Genomic DNA, 23,992 nt, shown 5'->3' with positions numbered 1-23,992 from the left:
GCGTAGGGGGTGGGCCTATCAGCCGTTCTGCTGGTCGAGCTTGGCCTTCAACAGGGCGCCCAGGTTGGTGGTACCCGACGAAGCGCTGGCATCGGACATGCGCTGGATGGCCTCGGCCGTCTCGGCGCTGTCCTTGGCCTTGATCGAGAGCTGGATCGAACGCGTCTTGCGGTCGATGTTCAGGATCATGGCGTCGATGTTGTCGCCGGCCTTCAGCACCGTGGTGGCGTCTTCCACGCGGCCCGAAGAGATCTCGGAAGCGCGCAGGTAGCCTTCGACGTCGACCGACAGGGTCACGACAGCGCCCTTGGCCTCGACCGACTTCACGGTGCCCTGGACGACGGCGCCCTTGTCATGGGTGCCCACGAAGTTGTTGAACGGATCGCCTTCCAGCTGCTTGATGCCCAGCGAGATGCGTTCCTTCTCGGTGTCGATGCCCAGCACCACGGCCTCGACTTCGTCGCCCTTCTTGAAGTTGCGCACGGCTTCTTCGCCGGACTCGCTCCAGGACAGGTCGGACAGATGGACCAGGCCATCGATGCCGCCGGGCAGGCCGACGAACACGCCGAAGTCGGTGATCGACTTGATGGCGCCGCGGACCTTGTCGCCACGCTTGTGGTTGATCGAGAACTCTTCCCACGGGTTGGGACGGCACTGCTTCATGCCCAGCGAGATGCGGCGACGGTCTTCGTCGATCTCGAGAACCATGACTTCCACTTCGTCACCCAGGGTGACGACCTTCTTGGGGTCGACGTTCTTGTTGGTCCAGTCCATTTCGGACACGTGGACCAGGCCCTCGATGCCGGCTTCGACTTCGACGAACGCGCCGTAGTCGGTCAGGTTGGTAACCTTGCCGAACAGGCGGGTGCCTTGCGGGTAGCGGCGAGCCAGACCCACCCACGGATCTTCGCCCAGCTGCTTGACGCCCAGCGAGACGCGGTTCTTTTCCTGGTCGAACTTGAGGACCTTGGCCTGGATTTCCTGGCCGACGGACAGGACTTCCGAGGGGTGACGCACACGGCGCCATGCCAGGTCGGTGATGTGCAGCAGGCCGTCGATGCCGCCGAGGTCGACGAACGCACCGTAGTCGGTGATGTTCTTGACGACGCCGTTGACGATCGCGCCTTCGTGCAGGGTCTCGAGCAGCTTCTGGCGCTCTTCGCCCATGTTGGCCTCGAGCACGGCACGGCGCGACAGCACGACGTTGTTGCGCTTGCGATCGAGCTTGATGACCTTGAATTCGAGGGTCTTGCCTTCGTACGGGGTAGTGTCCTTGACGGGACGCAGGTCGACCAGCGAACCCGGCAGGAAGGCACGGATCGCATTGGTCATGACGGTCAGCCCACCCTTGACCTTGCCGGTGATGGTGCCGGTGACGAGATCGCCGGATTCCAGGGCCTTCTCGAGCTGCAGCCAGGCAGCCAGGCGCTTGGCGCGGTCGCGCGACAGCACGGTGTCGCCGTAGCCGTTTTCAAGCGCGTCGATGGCCACCGAGACGAAATCGCCTTCGGAGACTTCGAGCTCACCCTTGTCGTCGAGGAATTCCTCGAGCGGGATCAAGGCCTCTGACTTCAGGCCGGCATTGACCACGACGAAGTTATGGTCGATGCGCACCACCTCGGCGGTGATGACTTCGCCGGATTTCATTTCCTGGCGCTTGATGCTTTCTTCGAACAGGGCGGCAAAGCTTTCTTCGCCGGCAGGGGCTTGGGAAACCGAAGACATTGTTGAGTGTTACCGGGTTACGCACTTCATGGGGGCGGTCGAGACATTCGACCTGACACCGCACCAATCGGTGGAGTTGCAATACCTCATTGCTGAGGGCCTTTACTACGTGCTGCTAAGAATCGCTGCTGCGCTTTCAGGCACGCGATGCGCCCGAACGCTCGCTCCACCAGCTCATCACCTGTTCGACCGTCTGGTCGATGGTGAGGTGGGAGGAATCGAGCACCAGGGCATCGTGGGCGGCGGCCAGTGGCGCATTCGCCCGTTGCGTATCGCGCGCATCGCGCGCTTCCAGATCGCGCAAAAGGGTTAAGAGGTTAGCCGAAAAACCCTTTTCGATCAACTGTTTATAGCGTCGCTGGGCCCTCGCCTCGGCGCTGGCCACCAGGAATATCTTGAGGTCGGCGTCCGGAAAAACAACCGTCCCCATGTCCCGGCCGTCGGCCACCAGCCCCGGCGCGCACCGGAAGGCGCGCTGGCGGTCGAGCAGCGCGGCCCGCACCGGCGCCAACACCGCCACCTGCGAGGCCATGTTGCCGACTTCCTCGCGGCGGATGTCGGCGGTGACGTCGCGCCCGCCCATGGAGACCCCGTCGGCGACGAAGCGCACGTCCAGCGCCGCCGCCGCGGCCGCTGCGCCCTGGGCGTCAGTCGCGGCGATGCCCTGTTCCAGGCAGGCCAGCGCGGTCAGGCGGTACAACGCCCCGCTGTCCAGCAGGTGCCAGCCCAATTGGGCCGCCACTCGCGCCGCGATGGTGCCCTTGCCCGAGGCCGTCGGCCCATCGATGGCGATCATGGGAACCGTGGAACCATTCATTTACGAAACCTATCGTTTTTATCGCATCGATCAATTGGCGTCTCACCCCCGGGTCGGCGCACAATTCGAAAACGATTCTCATTACCAATCAAGGAAGACGGTGATGGCCAAGACCCTTGCCTTCGGCGGCCTGCACATCGTGACCTCGTTCAGCGTCACCTACATTATTACCGGCAGCGTGGCGCTGAGCGGCGCGGTCACCTTCATCGAACCCGCCGTCAACACGGTCGTGCACTATTTCTTCGACAGGTTCTGGGACCGGGGCCGGCGCGCCGGGGATCTGGCCGCCGCGGCTCAAGCCCCCACCAGTCCCGCGTAGACATCGAAATACGTGGGGAAGGTCTTGCTTACGCAACCCGGATCGAGGATGCGCACTCCCACGGGACCGAACGCGGCCAGCGAGAAGCACATGGCCATGCGATGGTCGTCCCAGGTGCCGATCTCGGCCGGCGTCCAGGTGGCGGGAGGCGTCACGGTCAGGCTGTCCGGCGTGGCCGCCACGGTCGCGCCCAGCTTGGCCAGCTCGGTCTGCATCGCGTGGATGCGATCGGTTTCCTTGACCCGCCAGCTCGCGATGTTGCGCAGGCGGCACGGTCCGTCCGCATACAAGGCCAGCACCGCCGCCGTCATCGCGGCATCCGGGATCAGGTTGAAATCGGCGTCGAAGGCCTTCAGGCGCCCCCCCTCGGCCACGTTGACGCCCCGCGTCTCTATCCAGTCCGGCCCCATCTCGACCTCGGCGCCCATCGCCGCCAGGGTGTCGGCGAACGCCACGTCGCCCTGGATGCTGTCGCGGCCGACGCCGGTCACGCGCACCGGCCCGCCGCCTATCGCACCCAGGGCCAGGAAATAGGAAGCCGACGAGGCGTCCCCCTCGACCAGCATGTGGCCCGGCGACCGGTAGGCGGCCTGGGCAGGCACGGTGAAGCGCCGCCAGCCATCGCGCCCGACCGTCACGCCGAAGCGGCGCATCAGGTTCAGCGTCATCTCGACGTAGGGCTTGGAAATCAGCTCGCCCTCGACCTCGATCACGAACTCCCGGCCGGTGGCCTGGGTAGCCAGCGGAGCGGCCAGCAACAGCGCGGTCAGGAACTGGCTGGAAACCGACCCGTTGACCTTGACCGGCCTGGACAGGTCCAGTTCGCCCCAGCCCAGCGACAGCGGCGGATAGCCCTCGCGGCCCTGGTAAGCCACGCGCGCGCCCAGCATGCGCAACGCGTCCACCAGGTCGCCGATGGGCCGCTCGTGCATGCGCGGCACGCCGTGCAGCACATAGTGGCCGCCCATCATCGCCAGCGCCGCGGTCAGCGGGCGGATGGCCGTGCCGGCGTTGCCCATGAACAGGTCGGCCTGGCCGACCGGAAAGCGCCGCGCGCCCTGGACCAGCACTTCGTCGGGACGCGGGCCCGCCGTGATCGTTATGCCCAGCTTGCGCAAGGCCGCCAGCATGACCTGGGTGTCGTCCGAATCGAGCAGGCCGGTCAGGCGGGTCGTGCCCTCGGCCAATGCCGACAACAGCAGCACGCGGTTGGAAATGCTCTTGGAGCCGGGAAGGTCGATGGCGCCCCGCGCGCGGCGCGCCGGAGCCAGGTCGAGGTACGGTGGATGGCGGGGGGAATCGGTCATGGCGGTCATTCGTTCGTATCGGGAGATGGCTGCCCTGCCCGCCAGGCGCGCCGGGACTTCGACACGGCTTCCAGCATGGCTTGCAGGCCCGCCGCGTCGCCCTCGCTCATGGCCCGCTCGAAGGCATCCAGGGCCCGCCGCACGGCGGCGGTCTCCTGCATCATGGCTTCGCGATTTGCCAGGAAGATGTCACGCCACATATCGGGCGAGCCGCCGGCGATGCGGGTGAAGTCGCGAAAGCCGCTGCCGGCCAGGTCCAGCCGCAGGCCCGCATCGGCGGCTTCCAGAACCTGCGTCATGTAGGCGAAGGCCAGCAGGTGCGGCACGTGGCTGACCGAGGCGAGCACGGTGTCGTGTTCGCCCGGGCGCATCGTCCGGATCTCGGCGCCGCAGGTGGCCCACGCCCGTTCGACCAGGCCGACGGCCGCGGGCGGGTTCTCGTCCAGCGGAGTCAGGATCACCGTGCGCCCGCGGTACAGGTCGGCAAAGGCGGCGGCCGGGCCGCTTTGTTCGCTGCCGGCGATCGGATGGCCCGGCACGAACTGGCCGATGCGGGCGCCCAACGCCTCGCGCGCAGCGCGCACCACGTCCATCTTGGTACTGCCGGCATCGGTAACGACGGTGCCGGGCCCCAGATGCGGCGCCAGGCCGTCCAGGGTCGCGCGCGTCGCGCCCACCGGCACGGCCATCAGGACCAGGTCGGCCCGCGCGGCTTCTTCCAGCGAGACCGCCCGGTCGATCAGGCCCAGCTTGCGCGCCTGCTCGAGCGTCCCGGCCTGGCGGCCGACGCCCCAGACCTCGCCGACCTGCCCCGCGCGCCGCAGCGCGGCGGCGAACGAACCGCCGATCAGCCCCACGCCCACCACCGCGAGTACCGGCACCAGGGGCTGCGGGGAACCAGGGGCTTCCCGAGCCGAATCCGGATGCGACATGGGTACGTCTCCGCTCAAGCAGATACCGGGTACGACCCCAGCACCTTGAGGAACGCCACGCGCGCCTGCAGCGCGGCCAGCGCCTTGGCGACCTTGGGGTCCTGGCGATGGCCTTCGATATCGACGTAGAAATAGTATTCCCACTGGCCGGTGCGGGCCGGGCGGGACTCGAAGCGCGTCATGGACACGTCGTTCTCGGCCAGCGGGGCCAGCATCTGGTAGACCGCGCCCGCTTCGTTGGGCACGGCCAGGATCAGGCTGGTCTTGTCGCGGCCCGAGGGCGTGGTCTCGAGATGGCCGATGGCCAGGAAACGGGTGCGGTTGTGCGGATCGTCCTGGATGCCCGAGGCCACGATCTTGAGCCCCCAGCGCTGCGCCGCCTGCTCGCTGGCGATGGCCGCCACGGCAGGGTCCTCGGACGCCAGGCGGGCCGCCTCGGCATTGCTGGCCGCCGACGCCCGGGCCAGCTCGGGATGATGGTCGGACAGCCAGCCCTGGCACTGCGCCAGCGACTGCGGATGCGAGCGGATGACGCTCACGCCGTCCAGCGTGCCGCTTTGGGTCATCAGGCACTGCACCACGGCGACCGAACGCTCGCCCAGCACCTTCACCGGCGAGGACAGCAGCAGGTCCAGCGTGCGGTTGACCGCGCCTTCGTTGGAGTTTTCCAGCGGGACGATGCCGAAGTCCGCGCGGCGGGTTTCCACCGAGCGGAACACTTCGTCGATCGTGCCGCACGAAATGGCCTCGACCGCGTGGCCGAAATGCGCCAGCACGGCCTGCTCGGAATAGGTGCCCTGTGGCCCCAGATAGGCGACGCGGGCGGGCTGCTCCAGCGCGCGGCACGCCGACATGATCTCCATCCAGATGGCCGACAGCGCCTGGCCGGGCAGCGGCCCGGCGTTGAGCTCCTGCAGCCGCCGGATGACCTGGGCCTCGCGTTCGGGCCGGAACACGGCCCCGGCGTGGTGCTCCTTGGCCATGCCCACCGCCTGCGCCGTGCGCGCGCGCTCGGACAGGAGTTCGAGCACCTGGGCGTCGATGGCGTCGATGCGCTGGCGCAGCGGCCCCAGCTTCTTTTGCAGATCGTCATCCATGGCTGCGCTCGAATTCCTTCATGAAGTCGACCAGGGCGCGCACGCCCTCGATGGACATCGCGTTGTAGATGGACGCGCGCATGCCGCCCACGCTCTTGTGCCCCTTGAGCTGCAGCAGATGCGCGGCTTCGGCCGCCTTCAGGAACGGCGCGTTCAGCGCATCGTCGCGCAGCATGAACGGCACGTTCATGCGCGAGCGGACGGGCCGGTGCACCGGATTGCGGTAGAACGAGGTGCTGTCGAGGTAGTCGTACAGCAGTCGGGCCTTGGCCACGTTGGCGGTTTCCATGCCCGCCACGCCCCCGCGCTGCTTGAGCCACTTGAACACCAGGCCGGCGATGTAGATCGCGTAGGTGGGCGGCGTGTTGAAGCGCGAGCGCTCTTTCGCCACGATGGCGTAGTCGAACGCCGACGGACAGATGGGCAGCGCCTGGCCCAGCAGGTCCTTGCGGACGATGACGATGGTCAGGCCGGCCGGCCCGATGTTCTTCTGCGCGCCGGCGTAGATCAGCCCCGCGCGGCGCACGTCCATCGGCCGCGACAGGATGTGCGAGGACGCGTCCACGGTCAGCGCGGTATCGGGCGCGCCCAGCGCGGCCAGGTCCGGCCAGTCCATGAACTCCACGCCGCCGATGGTCTCGTTGCTGCACAGGTGAAGGTAGCTCGCCTGCGGACGCACGCGCCAGGAGCCGGGGTCCGGCATATAGGTCCATGGGCCTTGCTGCGCACCGTCCACGACGGCGGCCTGCTCGGACGTGGCGGCCACGGCCACGTCGCCGTAGCGGCGCGCTTCCGCGCAGGACTTGACCGACCACGAACCGCTTACCACGTAGTCGGCCGCATGCGCCTCGCGGCGGCCGATCAGGTTCATCGGCGCGATGGCGTTCTCGCCCAGTCCGCCGCCCTGCAGGAACAGCACGGCGTAGTCGTCCGGAACCGAGAGCAGTTCGCGCAGGTCGGCCTCGGCCTCGTCGCAGATCTGCTCGAAGTGCTTGCCGCGATGGCTCATCTCCATCACCGACATGCCGCTGCCGTGCCAATCCAGCATTTCGGCCGCCGCCTGTTGCAGCACGGCCTCGGGAAGGACGGCCGGACCGGCCGAGAAGTTGTAGGGTCGATTCATGGCAGCCGCCTTATTCGGCCTCGCTGGAAGACGGGGCCTGCGGTTCGGCGTCGGCGCCGTCGCCTTCGGGCTCCTCGGTATCGGACTCGACCACGCGCTGCACGCCCGACAGGTGCGTGCCCTCGTCGATGTTGATGAGCGTGACACCCTGCGTGGCCCGGCCCATTTCACGGATCTCGCTGACACGCGTGCGCACCAGCACGCCGCCGGTGGTGATCAGCATGATCTCGTCGGTCGGATCCACCAGCACGGCGCCCACGACCTTGCCGTTGCGCTCGGACGTCTGGATGGCGATCATGCCCTTGGTGCCCCGGCCATGGCGGGTGTATTCGCCGATGGGCGTGCGCTTGCCGTAGCCGTGCTCGGTCGCGGTCAGCACGCTCTGGATTTCGTTCTCGGCCACCAGCAGCGAAATCACCGTGTGCGAGTCCTCCAGCATCATGCCGCGCACGCCGCGCGCGGTGCGGCCCATGGGACGCACGTCGTTCTCGTCGAAGCGCACGGCCTTGCCGGCATCGGAGAACAGCATCACGTCATGCTTGCCGTCGGTCAGCGAGGCGCCGATCAGGTAGTCGCCGTCGTCCAGGTCCACCGCGATGATCCCGGCCTTGCGCGGATTGGAGAAGTCGGACAGCGGCGTCTTCTTGACCGTGCCCTTGGCCGTGGCCATGAAGACGTAGTGGTCCTCGCTGTATGCCTTGACGGTCAGCACCACCGTGATCTTCTCGCCTTCCGACAACGGGAACATGTTGACGATGGGCCGGCCGCGCGAGTTGCGGGTGCCCTGCGGCACTTCCCAGACCTTCAGCCAGTACACGCGGCCGCGGTTGCTGAAGCACAGGATGGAGTCGTGCGTGTTGGCGATGAAGAGCTGGTCGATCCAGTCGTCTTCCTTCGTGGCCGTGGCCTGCTTGCCCCGTCCGCCGCGCTTCTGCGCGCGGTACTCGGACAGCGGCTGGCTCTTGATGTAGCCCGAATGGGACAGCGTCACCACCATGTCGGTCGGGGTGATGAGGTCCTCGGTGTCGAGCTCGGTGGCGTTCAGCTCGATGTGCGAACGGCGGATGTCCTTCGTGTCGGTGCCGAACTCGGCCTTGATGGCCGACAGTTCGTCGCCGATGATGGTGGTCACGCGCTCGGGCTTGGCCAGGATGTCGAGCAGGTCGGCGATGTTGGCCATCACGTCCTTGTACTCGCCCACGATCTTGTCCTGCTCCAGGCCGGTCAGGCGCTGCAGGCGCATGTTCAGGATTTCCTGGGCCTGCGTATCGCTCAGGCGGTACAGGCCGTCGGCCTGCATGCCGAAGTCCTCGGGCAGGCCCTCGGGACGGTAGGCGCTGCGGCCGCCGGCCGTATCGGTCTCGGCGCGCGTCAGCATCTCGCGCACCAGCGACGAGTCCCAGGTGCGGGCCATCAATTCCTGGCGGGCGATGGGCGGCGTCGGGGCCGCCTTGATGATGGCGATGAAATCGTCGATGTTGGCCAGCGCCACGGCCAGGCCTTCGAGCACGTGGCCGCGCTCGCGCGCCTTGCGCAGCTGGAACACCGTGCGGCGGGTCACGACCTCGCGGCGGTGCGCAAGGAAATACTCCACCATCTGCTTCAGGTTCAACAGGCGCGGCTGGCCTTCCACCAGCGCCACCAGGTTCATCCCGAAGGTGTCCTGCAGCTGGGTGTTCTTATAGAGGTTGTTGAGCACAACCTCGGGCACTTCGCCACGCTTGAGCTCGATCACGACACGCATGCCGTCCTTGTCGGACTCGTCGCGGATGTCGGAGATGCCCTCGACCTTCTTCTCGTTGACCAGTTCGGCGATGCGCTCGAGCAGCGAACGCTTGTTGACCTGATACGGGATCTCGTCGACCACGATGGCCTGGCGGCCACCCTTCTCGACGTCCTCGAAATGGGTCTTGGCCCGCATCACCACGCGGCCACGGCCGGTGCGATAGCCTTCGCGCACGCCGGACATGCCATAGATGATGCCGCCCGTGGGGAAGTCGGGGGCGGGAATGATCTCGATCAGCTCGTCCACCGTGCACTCGGGATTGCGCAGGCAGTACAGGCAGCCGTCGACGACTTCGGCCAGGTTGTGCGGCGGGATGTTGGTGGCCATGCCCACGGCGATGCCGGAGCTGCCGTTGACCAGCAGGTTGGGCAGGCGTGCCGGCAGCAACAGCGGTTCTTTCTCGCTGCCGTCGTAGTTGGGCCCGAAATCCACCGTTTCCTGGTCGATGTCGGCCAGCAGCTCGTGCGCGATCTTGGCCAGGCGGATTTCCGTGTACCGCATGGCCGCCGCGCCGTCGCCGTCGACCGAACCGAAGTTGCCCTGGCCGTCGACCAGCATGTAGCGCAGCGAGAAGGGCTGGGCCATGCGCACGATCGTGTCGTAGACCGCCTGGTCGCCGTGCGGGTGGTACTTACCGATGACATCGCCGACGATACGGGCCGATTTCTTGTAGGCCCGGTTCCAGTCGTTGTTCAGTTCGTGCATCGCGTACAGCACGCGCCGGTGCACCGGCTTCAGACCGTCTCTGACGTCGGGAAGGGCGCGGCCGACGATCACGCTCATCGCGTAATCCAGGTAGCTGCGGCGCATTTCCTCTTCAAGAGAGATCGGTAGTGTTTCCTTGGCGAAGGAATCCATGGGCAAGCTGCATCAAGAGGTGTTGTCCATCCCGCTCGCAAGGCATTTCGCGAGGGCAAAACAGCTTGCGAACGAACGGCGGGCGAAGCTTGGGAGTTTATCACCCCGGCCTGGCGTTATGCTTAGGGCCCCGCCCCCACCCGCCCCGTCCATGGCCTCGACCACCCTGCTGCTTCCCGACTGGCTGATTCCCGTCGAACCCGACCAGGCCGTCCTGGCCGGCCACGGCATTGCCGTCCGCGACGGCCGGATCGCCGACATCGCACCGCACGCCGTCCTGCGCAGCCGGCATCCGGACGCCGCCGAACAGGCCTTGTCCGGCTGCGCCCTGCTGCCCGGCTTCGTCAACCTGCATACGCACGCGGCCATGAGCCTGTTGCGCGGCGCCGGCGACGACCTGCCGCTCATGACCTGGCTGCAGGAACGCATCTGGCCCATGGAACGCAAGCTGATGTCCGCCGATTTCGTCTACGACGGCAGCGTCCTCGCCTTCGCCGAGATGCTGGCCGGCGGCACCACCTGCTGCGCCGACATGTACTTCTACCCCGAAGAGGTCGCGCGCGCCGCGCTGTCGATGGGGATCCGCGCGGCCGTGGGCGGCACGGTGTTCGAGATTCCCGACGCGCCCCCCGCCGAGCAGATGCTCGCCCAGGCCCTGGCGGCCCACGAAAAGTACCGCGGCGAACCCGGGCTGCGCTTCATGCTGGCCCCCCACGCCCCCTACACCGTGGGCGACGACATGCTGCGGCACCTGGCCGCCGTGGCCGAAGAGGCCGACCTGACCATCGCCATCCACCTGCACGAGACCCGCCAGGAAGTGGACGAGGCGCTGGCCATGCACGGCATGCGCCCCACCGAGCGCCTGGCCCACCTCGGGCTGCTGTCCCCCCGCCTGGTGGCCGTGCATGGCGTCCACCTGGACGCCGACGACATCGCGCTGCTGGCCGCCCATGGCGCCAGCCTGGCCCATTGCCCGGCATCGAACCTCAAGCTGGCCAGCGGCCTCGCCCCCGTCGCCCGCCTGCTCGAGGCCGGCGTCAACCTCGGCATAGGCACCGACGGCGCCGCCAGCAACAACCGCCTGGACATGCTGTCGGAACTGCGCCTGGCGGCCCTGCTGGCCAAGGGCGCGAGCGGCGACGCGCGCGCGCTGCCCGCCCACCGGGCGCTGCATGCGGCCACCCTGGGCGGCGCGAAGGCGCTGGGATGGGACCGCGAGATCGGCTCGATAACGCTGGGCAAATACGCCGACCTGGTGGCGATCCGGCTCGATTCCGCCCGGCTGGCGCCGGTGTTCGACCCGGTTTCCCACGTGGTCTACGCGGCCGGCAGGGAGGACGTGGAAGAGGTCTGGGTAGGCGGCCAATCAGTTGCGAAAAAGCTACAACTCACCAATTCACCATCAAAAAGCGATCTCGAAAGGATAATGTCCCGGTTATCGCAGTGGCGCTTGCGTGCAGCCGGTGTGATTTCTGGCACAAACACTTACTTATCCCAGGAGTGAGTGGCATGAGAGAACAACCGCAATGCTATACTGGGCATGTATATCCATGTTGCGGCGGGGGTTCGCTGCGAGTTTCATTTCAAGCTAAGAGGAGAAACATGAACAAACGCTCCAAAATTGGAATCTCTCTGGCGCTCGCCTTCGCTGCCGTGACGGCCTCGGGCGTGGCCTCTGCTCAAGCCGGTAAGGTCAACGACAACTGGCAATCCGCGTTCGGCGTGCAAGTCAAAAGCGCTGACGGCCTGTGCTGGCGCAATGGGTTCTGGACCCCCGCCACCGCTGATCCGTCCTGCGATGGCGCGCTGAAGGTCGCTGCGCCTGCCGCTGCCCCGGCTCCCGCCCCCGCTCCCCGCCCGGCACCGGCCCCCGTGCCCGTTCCGGTCAGCCAGAAGGTCACCTACTCGGCTGACGCCTTCTTCGACTTCGACAAGTCCGTCGTCAAGCCCGAAGCCAAGGTCAAGCTGGACGAGCTGGTCAACCAGATCCGCGGCATCAACCTGGAAGTCGTGATCGCCGTCGGCCACACCGACTCGATCGGTACCGACGCCTACAACCAGCGCCTGTCGGTCCGTCGTGCCGAAGCTGTCAAGGCTTACCTGGTCAGCAAGGGCATCGAAGCCAACCGCGTCTACACCGAAGGCAAGGGCGAGAAGCAGCCCATCGCCGACAACAAGACCGCCGCCGGCCGCGCCAAGAACCGCCGCGTGGAAGTCGAAGTCGTGGGTACGCGCAACAAGTAATCCACTGCCTGCCAGCTGGATTCCGGCGGTATCCTTCGGGGTACCGCCGGCTGAAACCCCGCTCTGCGGGGTTTGTTTTTTTGCCGCCGGGCCGCCCCAAGGCAAAAAGCGCCCCCTCGGGGGGCAGCCCCGCCGCGCAGCGGCAAGCGTGGGGGGCATTCTTGTGCCGTCACATGGAGTCCGTCATGACGACCACCGCCCAGGAGTCCCGGCCCGTCAATGCCGATGCGGCCGAATTGGCCAAGTTCAGTGCCCTGGCCTCGCGCTGGTGGGACCCGGAAAGCGAATTCAAGCCGCTGCACGCCATCAACCCCCTGCGCCTGGAGTGGATCAGCCAGATGGCGGGCGGGCTGGGAAACAAATCCGTGCTGGACGTCGGATGCGGCGGCGGAATACTGGCCGAAAGCATGGCCGCGCGCGGGGCAACGGTTACCGGCATCGACCTGGCCGAGAAATCGCTGAAAGTCGCGAAGCTGCACAGCCTGGAAAGCGGCGTGAAAGTGGAATACCGCAATATCAGCGTGGAACAGCTGGCCGCCGACCAGCCCGCCGCTTTCGACATCGTGACGTGCATGGAACTGCTGGAACACGTGCCCGATCCGGAATCCGTGATTCATGCGTGCGCCTCGCTGGTCAAACCCGGGGGCCGTGTCTTTTTCTCCACACTGAATCGCAATTTGAAATCGTTTACCTTCGCCATACTGGGCGCCGAATACATATTGGGCCTGGTACCGCGGGGCACGCACAGCTACGACCACTTCATCCGCCCCAGCGAGCTGCTGGGCGCCGCCCGGCAGGCGGGGCTCGAGGCGGTGGCCATCAAGGGGCTGGAATACAACCCCCTGACGAAGATCTACCGGCTGAGCGGCGACAGCAGTGTCAATTACATGGTGGCAACGATACGTTCATGAAACCGCTGGTTCTCTTCGACTTCGACGGCACCCTGGCCGATACCGCTCCCGATCTTGCCGCGGCCGCCAACCAGCAGCGCCTGCGCCGCGGCCTGCCCGCCCTGCCCTACGAGCAACTGCGCCCCATGGCCTCGCACGGCGCGCGCGGCCTGCTGGGCGTGGCCCTCGGGCTCACGCCCGACGCCCCCGAATACGAGGCGTGCAAGCAACAATTCCTGAACGACTACGCCGCCAACATCGCCGTGCACACGGTGCTTTTCCCCGGCGTGGAAGACCTGCTGGCCAACCTCGTCCAGGAAGGCTGGGCGTGGGGCATCGTCACCAACAAGGTCACCCGCTTCACCACGCCGCTGGTGCGCCATCTGGCGCTCGAGCAGCACAGCGCCGTGGTCGTCTGCGGCGACACCACGGCCTACTCCAAGCCCCATCCCGAGCCGCTGCTGCACGCCGCCCGGGAAGTCGGCGTCGCGCCGCAGCACTGCCTGTACGTGGGCGACGACCAGCGCGACATCATCGCCGGCCAGGCCGCGGGCATGAAGACCATCGCCACCGCGTACGGCTATTGCGGCAACGACGTGCCGGTCGAGTCCTGGGGAGCGGACACCGTGGTCGACTCGGTCCCGGCCCTGCTGCCCGCGATACGGCGCCTGCTGGCCGCGTAACGGTCCCCGGCTGGGGCGGCCCTCTTGAAAACCCGCCTCATGCCTCCATATGGGATACAATCCTCCTCAAGGGGCCGTACCGGTTTCGACGGGGGTCGCGAAGCAGCACAGGGCATGTCGAGCACCAGTAAGCTCGTTAAACCACTGGAAACGCAAATAAACGCCAACGACGAGCGTTTCGCTCTCGCCGCTTAAGCGGTGAGCCGCTGCACCGATCTGTCCTTGGGTCGGGCGGAGGAAGGGCAACTTTCCTAAGAATCCCTGTCTAGGGCCATAACCCCCGAAGCAGCTGATTCTGAACCGCAGCAGTGTCATTTTCAGGGAATCGGTATGGACTGGGGTCACACGGTTCATGCTTAAACTACGTGAATCGCTGTGTGCCGGCCTGTCGGTTGGCTAAGCACACGGTTAAATCCAAATAAATCGACTACACATGTAGAACTGTCTGTAGAGGGCTTCCGGACGCGGGTTCAATTCCCGCCGGCTCCACCAACTCCCCTGACAAACCCCGTAGATTCCCGTCTGCGGGGTTTTCTTTTGCGCGCCCACGCGGTTTCGGCGGCCAATGGCGAGAATCAAAAACTATCCTCGCGAATCGAAAACACCTCCCACACCGCCCCATGGGTTTTTCTTGATTATCTTGATGATTATTATCGGACCAGCATGCACCGCGGCGCCGCGCCGTTCGCGGTACGCCCAAACGGATTGATCCCGGGCCCCCTGCTCGAACAGCCAGCGGGGACGACGTTCCCCTGGAAGGCTCATATACTATCCGGCATGCCACGGCGGGCCGCAACGCGGCGGCCGCCTTCCCCAGGATCGCGCCCCCTCTTGCAGCCATGACGCCCATCCCGACACTCGCCCTGATCGCCGCCGGCCTGCTTACCGCGCACAATGCCCTGGCGGCATGCGCGCCGCGCGCCGACGATGAATTGAAGGCCATGAGCAACGACGACCTGAAGGCCGCTTATTGCGACGCGCGCGCGCAGTCGGTCATCCAGGCACCCACGCCGATGCCGTCGCTGCCCTCGCTGCCGGGTTCGCCGAATGCCCGGCCCCGCGCCGCGGCCCCCACCGGCAATGCCTGCCTGACCGCGACGGCGCAACTGGTGCGCGTCATGGAAACGCGCAAGATCGACATCGACAAGGCGCGCGAAAGCTGCGGCAAGTAACCCATCCCTCCGGAATCCGCGTTTCCAGGATCGCCATGAAACTCTTCGTCCCCCTGCTGTCCCTGGCCGCCCTGACGGCTCAGCCCGCGCTGGCCGCCGAACCCTGGACGGGCGCGTTCTGGAACGAGCAATGCGCTCCCGGCGCCGGCGGCGAGGCCTCGCTGGGCTGCTCGTCCTTCGTCATGGGTGCGATCGACGGCATGCGCGTCCAATCCATGGCCACCAAAACGCCCTTGCCGTTCTGCGCGCCCGGCAATGTGTCCACCGGACGCACGGTCGAACTCTTCCGGCAGCGGCTGGCCAGCCGGCCGCAGGATCACGGCCTGCCCGCCGTGGTGATACTGGTGAACGCGCTGGGGGAAGCCTACCCCTGCAAGCAGTAAGCATCGCGGAGCGAAAAAAAACCGCCCGGCCTGAAGCCGGGCGGCTGGAAGACTCCTGCCGGGGCGCTTAGAACCGCGCGCCCGAGCCGGAAATCGCGTCCAGGCTCCGGCGCAGTGCCTCGCGCGCCTGGGCGGCCTCTTCGGTCTCGCCGGCACTGGCCTTGGCCATGCGAGTAGCCGCCGCCGTGTCCTCGTAAGGCAGCGGCGGCTCGGCGCACGTACTGCTGCGCCCCGGCACCACGCCGTTGGCGAAGTAGGTACCGATCGTCGCATCGACGCAGGCATTGCTTTCCGGCACCACGCCGTGCGAGTAGGCGCCGGTGACCACGACCAGGTGCGCCTGCGGCAGCGCGTCGAAAGAGCGCCGGGCGCCTTCAGTCGCGGTCTGGGCATCGAACTCGCTCTGCAGCATCAGGATGGGGGCCGACGCGCCAGCGCGCGACAGCGGCGGCTTGGCAACCGAAGGACCGCCCCACGTCGCGCACAGGCTGCGGGTAACCGAACCGCCCTCGTAGGGATAGCTGGCCGCCATCTCGTTGCCCAGCTTCACCCAGTATTGCGGGTCGGTGCTCGTGGCCACCGTGTCGTTGCACACCACGGTGTTGAACACGGAGTTGAAGGTGCTGAGTTCCACGGGCGAAGGCGTTGGCGTGAAGGCCCGGAAATACGGCTCGATCATGGCCTGGGCCATGCCCCGGATCTCGATGTCGTCGCCGAAGGAGTCCGGCACGAACTCGTACTCCATCAGCTTCGCGTCCAGCTCCCTGGAATCATCGATGCCGGGGTTGTCGATCAGCACCTGGTTCATGCCACGCGCGGCGGCGATGAGTTGCGCCCCCTTGGCGACGCGGTTGGTCTTGCTCAGGATGGCGTGCAGCCCGGCCTGTTGGCCGAACGCCACCCGCATGGGTTCTGGCAACGCGCGGTAGACGTTCGCGATCTTGGCCGCGTCGGTGCCTATCCCGAAGCGGTCGGGATGGCGGGCCGCGAAGGGAGAGATGAACTCGTCCAGCACACGCTGCATGGCCATGGGCTGCATCACGACATTGACGTCGATATTGCCGGTGACGTCCATCGAGCTGTCCAGCACCACGCGCCCGACCCGCTCGGGGAACAGCGACGCATACCAGGCCCCCAGCCAGGTTCCGTAGGAAATGCCGACGTAGTTGAACTTGGGGTCGCCCAGCAGTTCGCGGATCAGGTCCATGTCGCGGACCGTGGCGTCGGTGTTGATGTACTTGACCAGCGGATTGCGCAGGCAGGCATCGCCCAGCGCATTGGCGTTGAACAGCATGGCCGCGACGTTGGCCTCGCTACGGTCCGAGCTGTGGTGCTCGGGCCTGAGCATGCCGCTCGTGCCGCAGTACATGCGGCTGCTGGCGCCGACGCCGCGCGGCGAAAAGCCGATCATGTCGTAACGCTGGGTGATCGTGCGAAGCTGCTGCCCCGTGGTCGTGGACTCGCTGGCGTTGCCCCACAGCGCGGCCAGGTTCAGCGACCAGGCCAGGCCGTCGCCGCCGGGGCCGCCCGGATTGACCAGGATGGCGCCCAGCCGCTGCGAGGGCTCGCCCGCCGCCACGCGGGACACGGCCACGACGGCGTCGCCCTTCGTGGGGTTCGAATAGTCGAGCGGCACGCGTATGGTCGCGCAGCTCAGACGCTTGTTCAGGGTGATATAGGCGGGAGATTCGCCGCCCACGGTTTCAGGATCGCATTCATGCCAACTCACGACCTGGTCGCGGTAGGGCTGCAGGGGGTCGACCGGAGCGGGAACGGCGCCGTCGCCGCCGCAGGCAGCCAGCGCGGCCAGCGCAGCGGCCGCCAGCCCTCCGGCCAAGGCACGTACTCGCAAATTCGAGAAATCACAATGTCGAATCAATTCGATACCCCCTGTTGCCTATTTATCAATTTGTTTCACTTATGCTTATTATCGGCGGGCACCTTATCAAGAGCAAGCACGCGGGTGTTTTGCCCCCCTCGCCGACTTGGATCTATGCTGGAAGGCTACGAAGGAGCCCATCATGTCCACTCCGCCCGCCGCTTCCGACACGGTCAGCCGTCCCCGCGACATTGAACGCATCGTTGCCGGCCGCGCCACCTCCGACGGGGCCGGCGTCAAGCTCACGCGAGTCATCGACCAGCACCTGCAGCGCCGCCTGGACCCGTTCCTGATGCTGGATGCATTCGGCACGGACAACCCCGATGACTACATCGCGGGTTTCCCGGACCATCCGCACCGCGGCTTCGAGACCATCACCTACATGATCGCGGGCCGCATGCGCCACCGGGACAGCGCCGGCCACGAGGGCCTGCTGGAGAACGGCGGCGTGCAATGGATGACCGCGGGCCGGGGAGTGATCCACTCCGAACTCCCGCAGCAGGAAGCAGGCGTCATGGAGGGCTTCCAGCTCTGGCTGAACCTGCCCGCGCGCGACAAGATGTCGACGCCCTGGTATCGCGACTTCCAGGCTGCGGACCTGCCCCGCGCCAGGACCGCCTCGGGCGTCGAGGCCACGGTCATCGCCGGCCGCAGCCATGGCGTCGAAGGCGCGGTGTCGCGGCCCGCGACCGACCCGTATTACCTCGACGTGCACCTGCCGGCGGACGCGCGGTTCGAGCAGCCCCTGCCCCCCGGCCACAACGCCTTCGTCTACGTGTATCGCGGCACTGTCGCCGTCGGCGCCACCACGGTCGAGGCCGGCCGCATGGCCATCCTGGCCAACACGCCCGATGCCGACGGCGCCGTCCTGGCCGCGCACGGCGGACCGGCCCGCGCGCTGCTGATCGCCGGCCATCCGCTGCATGAACCCATCGCGCAATACGGACCGTTCGTCATGAACGACCAGCAGGAAATTTTCCAGGCGCTGAGCGATTTCCGCGACGGCCGCCTGGCTTGAGAGACATTGCGATGAAACCCGAGATCGAACTGCACCGGGTCTACGACCACGCAGGCGTCGCATCAGGCCGCTACCGGGTCCTGGTGGACCGATTGTGGCCGCGCGGCGTCCGCCGCGAGGACCTGACGTACGACGCATGGCCCAAGGTCCTGGCGCCCAGCCCCGAACTGCGCCGCTGGTTCGGCCATCGCCCCGAACGATGGACCGAATTCCACGAACGCTACGCGGCCGAACTCAAGGGCGACGCGCAGCGGCAGGGCCTGTCCGCCCTGCTGCACGATGCCGGCGATCGCCCCATCACCTTGCTGTACGGCGCGAAGGACCCCGACCACAATCATGCGCTTGTGCTGCGCGACGCGCTGCTGCGAACCGCCCGCCATTCCTCATGACGACTCTGACACTGCTCGTGGAATACCGCCCCACTCCCGTGGGGCAGATGCTGATACTGACCGACGAAGACGGCCGCCTGCGGGCGGTCGATTGGGAAGACTACCAGCCGCGCATGCATGAACTGCTGGGCCATCACTACGGCAGGCAGGGCTATGCGCTGCGCGACCGCGGCGCCCCCAGCGAGGCGCGCCGGCGGCTGGATGCCTACCTGGAAGGCGAGTTGCCGGCCATCGACGATCTGGAAGTGGCCACCGCCGGGACGGCCTTCCAACGCGACGTCTGGCGCGAACTCCGGCGCATACCCGTGGGACAGACCATCAGCTATTCCGAACTCGCCCAGCGCATCGGGCGGCCCAAGGCCGTGCGCGCGGTGGGGCTGGCCAATGGCGCCAACCCGGTCAGCATCGTGGTCCCCTGCCACCGCGTCATCGGCGCCAATGCCAGCCTGACCGGCTACGGCGGCGGGCTGCACCGCAAGGTCTGGCTGCTGGAACACGAAGGCGTGCGGCTGGCGTCGCGCGCAAGCGGCCGCCAGCCGGGCCTGTTCTGACGCCCCCCGCCGGGGGGCGTTTCTTCAGGCGCTAACGCTTCATCTTGGCGTTGTCCTGGGTGGACTTGACCAGGCTTTTCAGTTCCTTGCCCTTGGCCAGATGCTGCTGCAGGCTGGGCAGCGTCTTGCTGGCGAAGGCCTTCACGTCCGAGTCCTCGGCATCCTTGGCCGCCTTCTCGAACAGCTTGACGGCATCCTCGTGCGCATCGACCGCGATGTCGTCGGCGTATTCCTTGTCAAAGTCCGGGCCGCTTTTCTTCTGCAGGTCGCTCAGCGACGAGCGGACCTTGCGGGTAGGCTCGGCTGGCAGTTGCACGCCCTTGCTGGAAGCCAGCGTCTTCAGCTCGCCGTCCACCTTCGTGTGATCGTCCACCATCATCTTGGCGAAGCTCTTCACGTCGGGATGCGAGGCGTTGCGCTCGGCGATCTGGCTGGCGCCGATCTCCAGCTGCCCGCTCTCGGCGGCGTCCTGTAGAAAGCGCGCGTCCTTGCGGGCAAGGTCGGCGGCTGCGGCCGAGCCGGCGCCGAACGCCAGCGCAGCGGCCAATACGGCGGTCTGCAATCGATGCATGGCAATTCTCCTGTGATCAAGACACCGGGGTCTCAGCAATCCCCGTACCCGGACGACGCAGCCATCGGCTGCGACGCCTTACCTGCGCCCTTCCCGCTTCTCCAGCACCGCGGGCGTATCGTCCTGCGGTGCGCTCAGGCCGGGCCGATCCTGCCGGGGGTCGGGCTGCGGCGATCCGTCGTAGCGGGTGGCGGGCTTGTGCTCCGCCCGCCTGGATGGCGGCGCACCTTCCTCGGCGCCGGTGCTCTCGGGCAGCGACGCGAGCTGTCCCACGCCCTGCTCGTTCGACGGGCGCTGTTTCTCGTCCTCTTTTTTCGATCCCATGGTGTGCTCACTCGATGTGCGGTTGGTCCCACCTGCCAGCAAGCCTCGTTCCCCGTGCAGGCGGTATAGTTGTCGCTCGCCCCGCTTTCACCCGAGACCCGATCCATGGCCAGACTCCTGTACGACCTTGCCGGCGCCAATCCCGACTTCCGCTTCAGCCCCTATTGCTGGCGCGCGCGGCTGGCGCTGGCGCACAAGGGCCTGGAGGTGGAGACCGTGCCATGGCGCTTCACGGAAAAGGACAAGCTCGCGTTCTCGGGCCAGGGCCGCGTGCCCGTGCTGGTCGATGGCGACCGGGTGGTGTCCGATTCGTGGCAGATCGCGCTGTATCTCGAAACGGCCTATCCCGACGCGCCGTCGCTGTTCGGCGGACCGCAGGCCCAGGCCATGGCCAGGTTCGTCAACAGCTGGGCCGATTCCGTGCAACTGCCCGGCCTGACGCGCCTGGTGCTGGTCGATATCCCCGCCACGCTGCACGAAGGCGACCTGTCCTACTTCCACAGCAGCCGCGAGCAGCGCCTGGGCATGCCGCTGGCTGCCGCCTGCGCCGACCGCGACACCCGCGTCGAGGATTTCCGGGCCGGCCTGATACCGCTGCGGCTGGTGCTCAAGGCCCAGCCCTTCCTGTGCGGCGACGCCCCCGCCTATGCCGACTACATCGTCTTCGGCGGCTTCCAGTGGGCCCGCTGCGTCAGCGACTTCCCCATCCTGGCCGACGACGACGTGGTCGCGCAGTGGCTCGAGCGCATGCTGGAGGCCGCCGGCCCGGTGGCGCGGCGCATGCCGTCGCTGCGCGCCTGAACCCGGCACGTCCAACTGCAACATCGCTTGTAAGCGGGCGGGCCGGCCTCATATCCTTTGCCATCCGGGCCGGCGCCGGACGGACGACCGCCTCTTCCGACATGCTCCTGAAGCATCCGTCGCCTACGATGGTTGATAGCATTTTACGATCGACCATATTAAATCAATCAATTTGATCAATTATCCAGTGACGTATACCATTCATATACGTCTTTTCAACCCAGCAAGAGAGGAAACTGCAATGTCTCTAGTCAATACTCAGGTCAAGCCGTTCAAAGCGACCGCCTTCAAGGAAGGCAAGTTCGTCGAAGTCACCGACCAGACCCTGAAGGGCAAGTGGGCCGTGGTGGTGTTCTATCCGGCCGACTTCACCTTCGTGTGCCCGACCGAGCTGGAAGACCTGGCCGACAACTACGCCGAATTCCAGAAGCTGGGCGTCGAGGTGTTCTCGGTCTCGACCGACACCCACTTCTCGCACAAGGCCTGGCACGACACCTCGCCCGCCATCGGCAAGATCAAGTACACGATGATCGGCGACCCCACCTGGGAAGTCACCCAGAACTTCGAAGTCCTGCGTGAAGGCCAGGGCCTGGCCGACCGCGGCACCTTCATCATCGACCCGCAAGGCGTGATCCAGGCCGTCGAAGTGACCGCCGAAGGCATCGGCCGCGACGCCAAGGAACTGCTGCGCAAGGTCAAGGCCGCCATCTACGTGGCCAACCACCCGGGCGAAGTCTGCCCCGCCAAGTGGAAGGAAGGCGAGAAGACGCTGGCTCCTTCGCTGGACCTGGTCGGCAAGATCTAAGTCACGCAACGGCAGTAGCAGAAACAAACGCAGTACCGCCCGGGGCGCCACAAGCGGCCCGGGCGCCATCCGAGAACACAAGATACGGAGCGAAGGGAGCGAAATATGTTGGACGCCAATCTCAAGACCCAGTTGCAGGCCTACCTGGAAAAAATCACGCAGCCGATCGAGATCGTCGCGTCCCTCGACGACGGCGACAAGTCTCGCGAGCTCGCTGAACTCCTGAAGGAAATCGCCGGACTGTCGGAACGCATCACGCTGATCGAGCGACGCGACGACGCCGAGCGCAAGCCCTCCTTCACCATCAACCGCCCCGGCCAGGACATCGGCATCCGCTTTGCCGCCATTCCCCTGGGCCATGAATTCACGTCGCTGGTCCTGGCCCTGCTCCAGGTCGGCGGCCACCCGATCAAGCTCGATGCCGACGTGATCGAGCAGATCAAGAACCTGGACGGCGACTTCTCGTTCGAGACCTATGTGTCGCTGTCCTGCCAGAACTGCCCCGAGGTCGTCCAGGCGCTGAACGTGATGTCGCTGCTGAACCCGCGCATCCGCCAGGTCACGATCGACGGCGCGCTGTTCGAGGACGAGGTCGAGAAGCGCCAGGTCATGGCCGTGCCCACGGTCTACCTGAACGGCGAAGTGTTCGGCCAGGGCCGCATGAGCGTGGAAGAATTCCTTGCCAAGCTCGACAGCGGCGCGGGCCAGCGCGACGCCGAGAAGCTGAGCGCGCGCGAACCGTACGACGTGCTGATCGTCGGCGGCGGGCCGGCGGGCGCGGCCGCGGCCGTCTACGCGGCGCGCAAGGGCATCCGCACCGGCGTCGTGGCCGAGCGCTTCGGCGGCCAGGTCCTGGACACGCTGGCGATCGAGAACTTCATCTCCGTCAAGGAGACCGAGGGGCCCCAGTTCGCCACCGCGCTGGAAGAACACGTCAAGGCCTACGACGTCGACATCATGAACGTGCAACGCGCCGAGGCCCTGGTGCCCGGCGCCAAGATGATCGAGGTCAAGCTGGCCAACGGCGGCGTGCTCAAGGGCCGATCCGTCATCCTGGCCACCGGCGCCCGCTGGCGCGAGGTGAACGTGCCGGGCGAGCGCGAGTACCGCAACCACGGCGTGGCGTACTGCCCGCACTGCGACGGCCCGCTGTTCAAGGGCAAGCGCGTGTCCGTGATCGGCGGCGGCAACTCGGGCGTGGAAGCGGCGATCGACCTGGCCGGCCTGGTCGAACACGTGACCCTGCTGGAATTCGCCCCCGAACTGCGTGCCGATGCGGTGCTGCAGCGCAAGCTCAACAGCCTGTCCAACGTCACGGTCATCACCCAGGCGCAGACCACCGAGATCACCGGTGACGGCAAGAAGGTGAACGGCCTGAAGTACAAGGACCGGCAATCGGGCGACGAGCACCACATCGAACTCGAAGGCGTGTTCGTGCAGATCGGCCTGGTGCCCAACACCGAATGGCTCAAGGGCACCCTGGCGCTGAGCAAACATGGGGAAATCGAGGTCGATGCCAGGGGCCAGACCTCGGTGCCCGGCGTGTTCGCCGCGGGCGACGTGACGACCGTGCCGTACAAGCAGATCATCATCGCCGCGGGTGAAGGCGCGAAGGCCGCGCTCAGCGCCTTCGACCACCTGATCCGCTCGTCGGTGGAAGCCGACGCGCCGGAAACGGCTGCAGTGCCCGCCTGATTCCGTTGCTGGGTTGGCGGTCCAAGGCCCGCGAGGTTCGCCTCGCGGGCCTTTTTTATTTGGTGGATGCCAAGGGCAAGGCCAGTGCCTTGATGATCGCGCGGGCCGCGTCCGCGGGCGCCAGCGCGCAGGTATCGATGGCGACGTGCGGCTCCGGCATGGCTCGCTCGGACGCGGCAAACTGCTCGCGCAATTCCCGCAGGAGATCGAGCGATCGAAGCTTCCCGAACTCGGCACGGCTGGGCGCGACCAGGCGCTTTTCCTGCTCGGCCACGGGAACGCTCAGTCGGACGAACCGTGTCCTGCCGCCGGCGGCCTTCACCACGTCGAGCGCCCGCCGGGGAAAGCCCGCGGCAACCGACGGCTCCGGCGCGAACGTGAAGACAAGGGAGCGCGCGGCCACAGCGGCCTCGTGCATCATTTCAAGCCACATGCGTTCCCGCAGCCTGACAAACGGTTCGGTACCGAAGGGGAACACGGAAGCCACGGCATCGACAATCAGGTGATTGTGGAAGACGGAAAAACCGGTCAGGCGACCGAGCTCCCGTGCAATGGTCAATTTGCCGGATGCGACGGGTCCATAGATAAAAACCATTTCCATGCCGGGCATTATGGCATCGACG

The 23,992-nt window shown here is 66.6% G+C and carries 24 protein-coding genes and 1 other RNA gene; 14 read left to right on the top strand and 11 right to left on the bottom strand.

Going from position 1 to position 23,992, the window contains the following annotated elements; genetic code table 11:
• Nucleotides 1-18: 18 nt before the first annotated feature.
• Nucleotides 19-1,725, bottom strand: coding sequence for a 30S ribosomal protein S1 (gene rpsA, locus EGT29_RS08760; RefSeq protein ID WP_124688658.1), 1,707 nt, complete (start codon nt 1,723-1,725; stop codon nt 19-21).
• Nucleotides 1,726-1,861: 136 nt separating this feature from the next.
• Nucleotides 1,862-2,542: a (d)CMP kinase gene (gene cmk, locus EGT29_RS08755; RefSeq protein ID WP_124688657.1), complete on the bottom strand. Its 681-nt coding sequence runs from the start codon at nt 2,540-2,542 to the stop codon at nt 1,862-1,864.
• 103 nt (nt 2,543-2,645) lie between these two features.
• On the opposite strand from cmk, the gene EGT29_RS08750 reads away from it, so the two are divergent.
• Nucleotides 2,646-2,861 carry a DUF2061 domain-containing protein gene (locus EGT29_RS08750; RefSeq protein WP_124688656.1) on the top strand — a complete coding sequence of 72 codons (216 nt, stop codon included), beginning with the start codon at nt 2,646-2,648 and terminating at the stop codon, nt 2,859-2,861.
• Here EGT29_RS08750 and aroA read toward each other — a convergent pair.
• The 5 genes from aroA to gyrA are packed head-to-tail and all read right to left on the bottom strand — an operon-like array spanning nt 2,837 to nt 9,964.
• Nucleotides 2,837-4,168 carry a 3-phosphoshikimate 1-carboxyvinyltransferase gene (gene aroA / locus EGT29_RS08745; RefSeq protein ID WP_124688655.1) on the bottom strand — a complete coding sequence of 444 codons (1,332 nt, stop codon included), beginning with the start codon at nt 4,166-4,168 and terminating at the stop codon, nt 2,837-2,839. The two genes, EGT29_RS08750 and aroA, sit on opposite strands and share 25 nt — an antisense overlap.
• A 5-nt stretch (nt 4,169-4,173) precedes the next feature.
• Nucleotides 4,174-5,100 carry a prephenate dehydrogenase/arogenate dehydrogenase family protein gene (locus tag EGT29_RS08740; protein WP_124688654.1) on the bottom strand — a complete coding sequence of 309 codons (927 nt, stop codon included), beginning with the start codon at nt 5,098-5,100 and terminating at the stop codon, nt 4,174-4,176.
• A gap of 14 nt (nt 5,101-5,114) precedes the next feature.
• Nucleotides 5,115-6,197, bottom strand: a complete 1,083-nt coding sequence (gene pheA, locus EGT29_RS08735) for a prephenate dehydratase (RefSeq protein WP_124688653.1) — start codon at nt 6,195-6,197, stop codon at nt 5,115-5,117.
• Nucleotides 6,190-7,320 (bottom strand): 3-phosphoserine/phosphohydroxythreonine transaminase, encoded by a 1,131-nt coding sequence (serC, locus tag EGT29_RS08730; protein WP_124688652.1) that lies wholly within the window; start codon nt 7,318-7,320, stop codon nt 6,190-6,192. The genes pheA and serC overlap by 8 nt, the downstream gene beginning before the upstream one ends.
• A gap of 10 nt (nt 7,321-7,330) precedes the next feature.
• The gene (gyrA, locus tag EGT29_RS08725; RefSeq protein WP_124688651.1) at nt 7,331-9,964 is read right to left on the bottom strand and encodes a DNA gyrase subunit A; all 2,634 of its coding nucleotides are present in this window, start codon (nt 9,962-9,964) and stop codon (nt 7,331-7,333) included.
• Between the two features lie 151 nt (nt 9,965-10,115).
• Between gyrA and EGT29_RS08720 the strand changes: the two genes are divergently transcribed.
• The 7 genes from EGT29_RS08720 (at nt 10,116) to EGT29_RS08690 (ending at nt 15,336) form a co-directional block, all read left to right on the top strand.
• Nucleotides 10,116-11,468, top strand: coding sequence for a TRZ/ATZ family hydrolase (locus tag EGT29_RS08720; protein WP_124688650.1), 1,353 nt, complete (start codon nt 10,116-10,118; stop codon nt 11,466-11,468).
• Nucleotides 11,469-11,566: 98 nt separating this feature from the next.
• On the top strand, nt 11,567-12,208 hold the full coding sequence (gene ompA, locus EGT29_RS08715) for an outer membrane protein OmpA (RefSeq protein ID WP_124688649.1): 642 nt from the start codon (nt 11,567-11,569) through the stop codon (nt 12,206-12,208).
• A gap of 185 nt (nt 12,209-12,393) precedes the next feature.
• Complete coding sequence (ubiG, locus tag EGT29_RS08710) at nt 12,394-13,119, top strand: bifunctional 2-polyprenyl-6-hydroxyphenol methylase/3-demethylubiquinol 3-O-methyltransferase UbiG (RefSeq protein WP_124688648.1); 726 nt, start codon at nt 12,394-12,396, stop codon at nt 13,117-13,119.
• Nucleotides 13,116-13,781, top strand: coding sequence for a phosphoglycolate phosphatase (gene gph, locus EGT29_RS08705; RefSeq protein WP_124688647.1), 666 nt, complete (start codon nt 13,116-13,118; stop codon nt 13,779-13,781). The genes ubiG and gph overlap by 4 nt, the downstream gene beginning before the upstream one ends.
• A gap of 70 nt (nt 13,782-13,851) precedes the next feature.
• Nucleotides 13,852-14,273: a transfer-messenger RNA gene (gene ssrA, locus EGT29_RS08700) on the top strand.
• A 347-nt stretch (nt 14,274-14,620) separates the two neighbouring features.
• Nucleotides 14,621-14,953: a hypothetical protein gene (locus EGT29_RS08695; RefSeq protein WP_124688646.1), complete on the top strand. Its 333-nt coding sequence runs from the start codon at nt 14,621-14,623 to the stop codon at nt 14,951-14,953.
• Between the two features lie 35 nt (nt 14,954-14,988).
• Nucleotides 14,989-15,336, top strand: coding sequence for a Rap1a/Tai family immunity protein (locus EGT29_RS08690; RefSeq protein WP_124688645.1), 348 nt, complete (start codon nt 14,989-14,991; stop codon nt 15,334-15,336).
• 67 nt (nt 15,337-15,403) lie between these two features.
• On the opposite strand, the gene EGT29_RS08685 is transcribed toward EGT29_RS08690, so the two are convergent.
• Complete coding sequence (locus EGT29_RS08685; RefSeq protein ID WP_124688644.1) at nt 15,404-17,173, bottom strand: alpha/beta hydrolase; 1,770 nt, start codon at nt 17,171-17,173, stop codon at nt 15,404-15,406.
• 184 nt (nt 17,174-17,357) lie between these two features.
• Between EGT29_RS08685 and EGT29_RS08680 the strand changes: the two genes are divergently transcribed.
• Genes EGT29_RS08680 through ogt form a run of 3 tightly spaced genes read left to right on the top strand, consistent with a single transcriptional unit; the run spans nt 17,358 to nt 19,173 of the window.
• Nucleotides 17,358-18,233, top strand: a complete 876-nt coding sequence (locus EGT29_RS08680) for a pirin family protein (RefSeq protein ID WP_124688643.1) — start codon at nt 17,358-17,360, stop codon at nt 18,231-18,233.
• 11 nt (nt 18,234-18,244) lie between these two features.
• Nucleotides 18,245-18,622, top strand: a complete 378-nt coding sequence (locus tag EGT29_RS08675) for a DUF488 domain-containing protein (protein WP_124688642.1) — start codon at nt 18,245-18,247, stop codon at nt 18,620-18,622.
• The gene (ogt, locus tag EGT29_RS08670) at nt 18,619-19,173 is read left to right on the top strand and encodes a methylated-DNA--[protein]-cysteine S-methyltransferase (RefSeq protein WP_192901804.1); all 555 of its coding nucleotides are present in this window, start codon (nt 18,619-18,621) and stop codon (nt 19,171-19,173) included. Before EGT29_RS08675 ends, ogt begins: the two co-directional genes overlap by 4 nt.
• Before the next feature lie 31 nt (nt 19,174-19,204).
• Here ogt and EGT29_RS08665 read toward each other — a convergent pair whose 3' ends face one another.
• Both EGT29_RS08665 and EGT29_RS08660 read right to left on the bottom strand, forming a co-directional pair.
• Nucleotides 19,205-19,744, bottom strand: a complete 540-nt coding sequence (locus EGT29_RS08665) for a DUF4142 domain-containing protein (RefSeq protein WP_124688641.1) — start codon at nt 19,742-19,744, stop codon at nt 19,205-19,207.
• Nucleotides 19,745-19,822: 78 nt separating this feature from the next.
• Nucleotides 19,823-20,068 (bottom strand): hypothetical protein, encoded by a 246-nt coding sequence (locus EGT29_RS08660; protein WP_124688640.1) that lies wholly within the window; start codon nt 20,066-20,068, stop codon nt 19,823-19,825.
• Nucleotides 20,069-20,173: 105 nt separating this feature from the next.
• Between EGT29_RS08660 and EGT29_RS08655 the strand changes: the two genes are divergently transcribed.
• From EGT29_RS08655 to ahpF, 3 genes are all read left to right on the top strand, one after another.
• Nucleotides 20,174-20,869 (top strand): glutathione S-transferase family protein, encoded by a 696-nt coding sequence (locus EGT29_RS08655; RefSeq protein ID WP_124688639.1) that lies wholly within the window; start codon nt 20,174-20,176, stop codon nt 20,867-20,869.
• A 241-nt stretch (nt 20,870-21,110) separates the two neighbouring features.
• Nucleotides 21,111-21,674, top strand: coding sequence for an alkyl hydroperoxide reductase subunit C (gene ahpC, locus EGT29_RS08650; protein ID WP_124688638.1), 564 nt, complete (start codon nt 21,111-21,113; stop codon nt 21,672-21,674).
• A 105-nt stretch (nt 21,675-21,779) separates the two neighbouring features.
• Nucleotides 21,780-23,369, top strand: coding sequence for an alkyl hydroperoxide reductase subunit F (gene ahpF, locus EGT29_RS08645; RefSeq protein ID WP_124688637.1), 1,590 nt, complete (start codon nt 21,780-21,782; stop codon nt 23,367-23,369).
• A gap of 55 nt (nt 23,370-23,424) precedes the next feature.
• Here ahpF and EGT29_RS08640 read toward each other — a convergent pair whose 3' ends face one another.
• Complete coding sequence (locus EGT29_RS08640) at nt 23,425-23,979, bottom strand: AAA family ATPase (protein ID WP_238160328.1); 555 nt, start codon at nt 23,977-23,979, stop codon at nt 23,425-23,427.
• Between the last annotated feature and the right edge of the window lie 13 nt (nt 23,980-23,992).

It is taken from the genome of Pigmentiphaga sp. H8 (genome assembly GCF_003854895.1).
Lineage (GTDB): Bacteria > Pseudomonadota > Gammaproteobacteria > Burkholderiales > Burkholderiaceae_B > Pigmentiphaga.
The sequence above is the reverse complement of the archived record's forward strand: the minus strand, read 5'-3'. Positions and strand labels throughout refer to the sequence as shown.

Bases quoted from the DNA above. Each gene is read 5' to 3' on its own strand.
- rpsA (WP_124688658.1), bottom strand. From the start codon at position 1,725: ATGTCTTCGGTTTCCCAAGCCCCTGCCGGCGAAGAAAGCTTTGCCGCC.
- cmk (WP_124688657.1), bottom strand. From the start codon at position 2,542: ATGAATGGTTCCACGGTTCCCATGATCGCCATCGATGGGCCGACGGCC.
- EGT29_RS08750 (WP_124688656.1), top strand. From the start codon at position 2,646: ATGGCCAAGACCCTTGCCTTCGGCGGCCTGCACATCGTGACCTCGTTC.
- aroA (WP_124688655.1), bottom strand. From the start codon at position 4,168: ATGACCGATTCCCCCCGCCATCCACCGTACCTCGACCTGGCTCCGGCG.
- EGT29_RS08740 (WP_124688654.1), bottom strand. From the start codon at position 5,100: ATGTCGCATCCGGATTCGGCTCGGGAAGCCCCTGGTTCCCCGCAGCCC.
- pheA (WP_124688653.1), bottom strand. From the start codon at position 6,197: ATGGATGACGATCTGCAAAAGAAGCTGGGGCCGCTGCGCCAGCGCATC.
- serC (WP_124688652.1), bottom strand. From the start codon at position 7,320: ATGAATCGACCCTACAACTTCTCGGCCGGTCCGGCCGTCCTTCCCGAG.
- gyrA (WP_124688651.1), bottom strand. From the start codon at position 9,964: ATGGATTCCTTCGCCAAGGAAACACTACCGATCTCTCTTGAAGAGGAA.
- EGT29_RS08720 (WP_124688650.1), top strand. From the start codon at position 10,116: ATGGCCTCGACCACCCTGCTGCTTCCCGACTGGCTGATTCCCGTCGAA.
- ompA (WP_124688649.1), top strand. From the start codon at position 11,567: ATGAACAAACGCTCCAAAATTGGAATCTCTCTGGCGCTCGCCTTCGCT.
- ubiG (WP_124688648.1), top strand. From the start codon at position 12,394: ATGACGACCACCGCCCAGGAGTCCCGGCCCGTCAATGCCGATGCGGCC.
- gph (WP_124688647.1), top strand. From the start codon at position 13,116: ATGAAACCGCTGGTTCTCTTCGACTTCGACGGCACCCTGGCCGATACC.
- EGT29_RS08695 (WP_124688646.1), top strand. From the start codon at position 14,621: ATGACGCCCATCCCGACACTCGCCCTGATCGCCGCCGGCCTGCTTACC.
- EGT29_RS08690 (WP_124688645.1), top strand. From the start codon at position 14,989: ATGAAACTCTTCGTCCCCCTGCTGTCCCTGGCCGCCCTGACGGCTCAG.
- EGT29_RS08680 (WP_124688643.1), top strand. From the start codon at position 17,358: ATGTCCACTCCGCCCGCCGCTTCCGACACGGTCAGCCGTCCCCGCGAC.
- EGT29_RS08675 (WP_124688642.1), top strand. From the start codon at position 18,245: ATGAAACCCGAGATCGAACTGCACCGGGTCTACGACCACGCAGGCGTC.
- ogt (WP_192901804.1), top strand. From the start codon at position 18,619: ATGACGACTCTGACACTGCTCGTGGAATACCGCCCCACTCCCGTGGGG.
- EGT29_RS08665 (WP_124688641.1), bottom strand. From the start codon at position 19,744: ATGCATCGATTGCAGACCGCCGTATTGGCCGCTGCGCTGGCGTTCGGC.
- EGT29_RS08660 (WP_124688640.1), bottom strand. From the start codon at position 20,068: ATGGGATCGAAAAAAGAGGACGAGAAACAGCGCCCGTCGAACGAGCAG.
- EGT29_RS08655 (WP_124688639.1), top strand. From the start codon at position 20,174: ATGGCCAGACTCCTGTACGACCTTGCCGGCGCCAATCCCGACTTCCGC.
- ahpC (WP_124688638.1), top strand. From the start codon at position 21,111: ATGTCTCTAGTCAATACTCAGGTCAAGCCGTTCAAAGCGACCGCCTTC.
- ahpF (WP_124688637.1), top strand. From the start codon at position 21,780: ATGTTGGACGCCAATCTCAAGACCCAGTTGCAGGCCTACCTGGAAAAA.
- EGT29_RS08640 (WP_238160328.1), bottom strand. From the start codon at position 23,979: ATGCCCGGCATGGAAATGGTTTTTATCTATGGACCCGTCGCATCCGGC.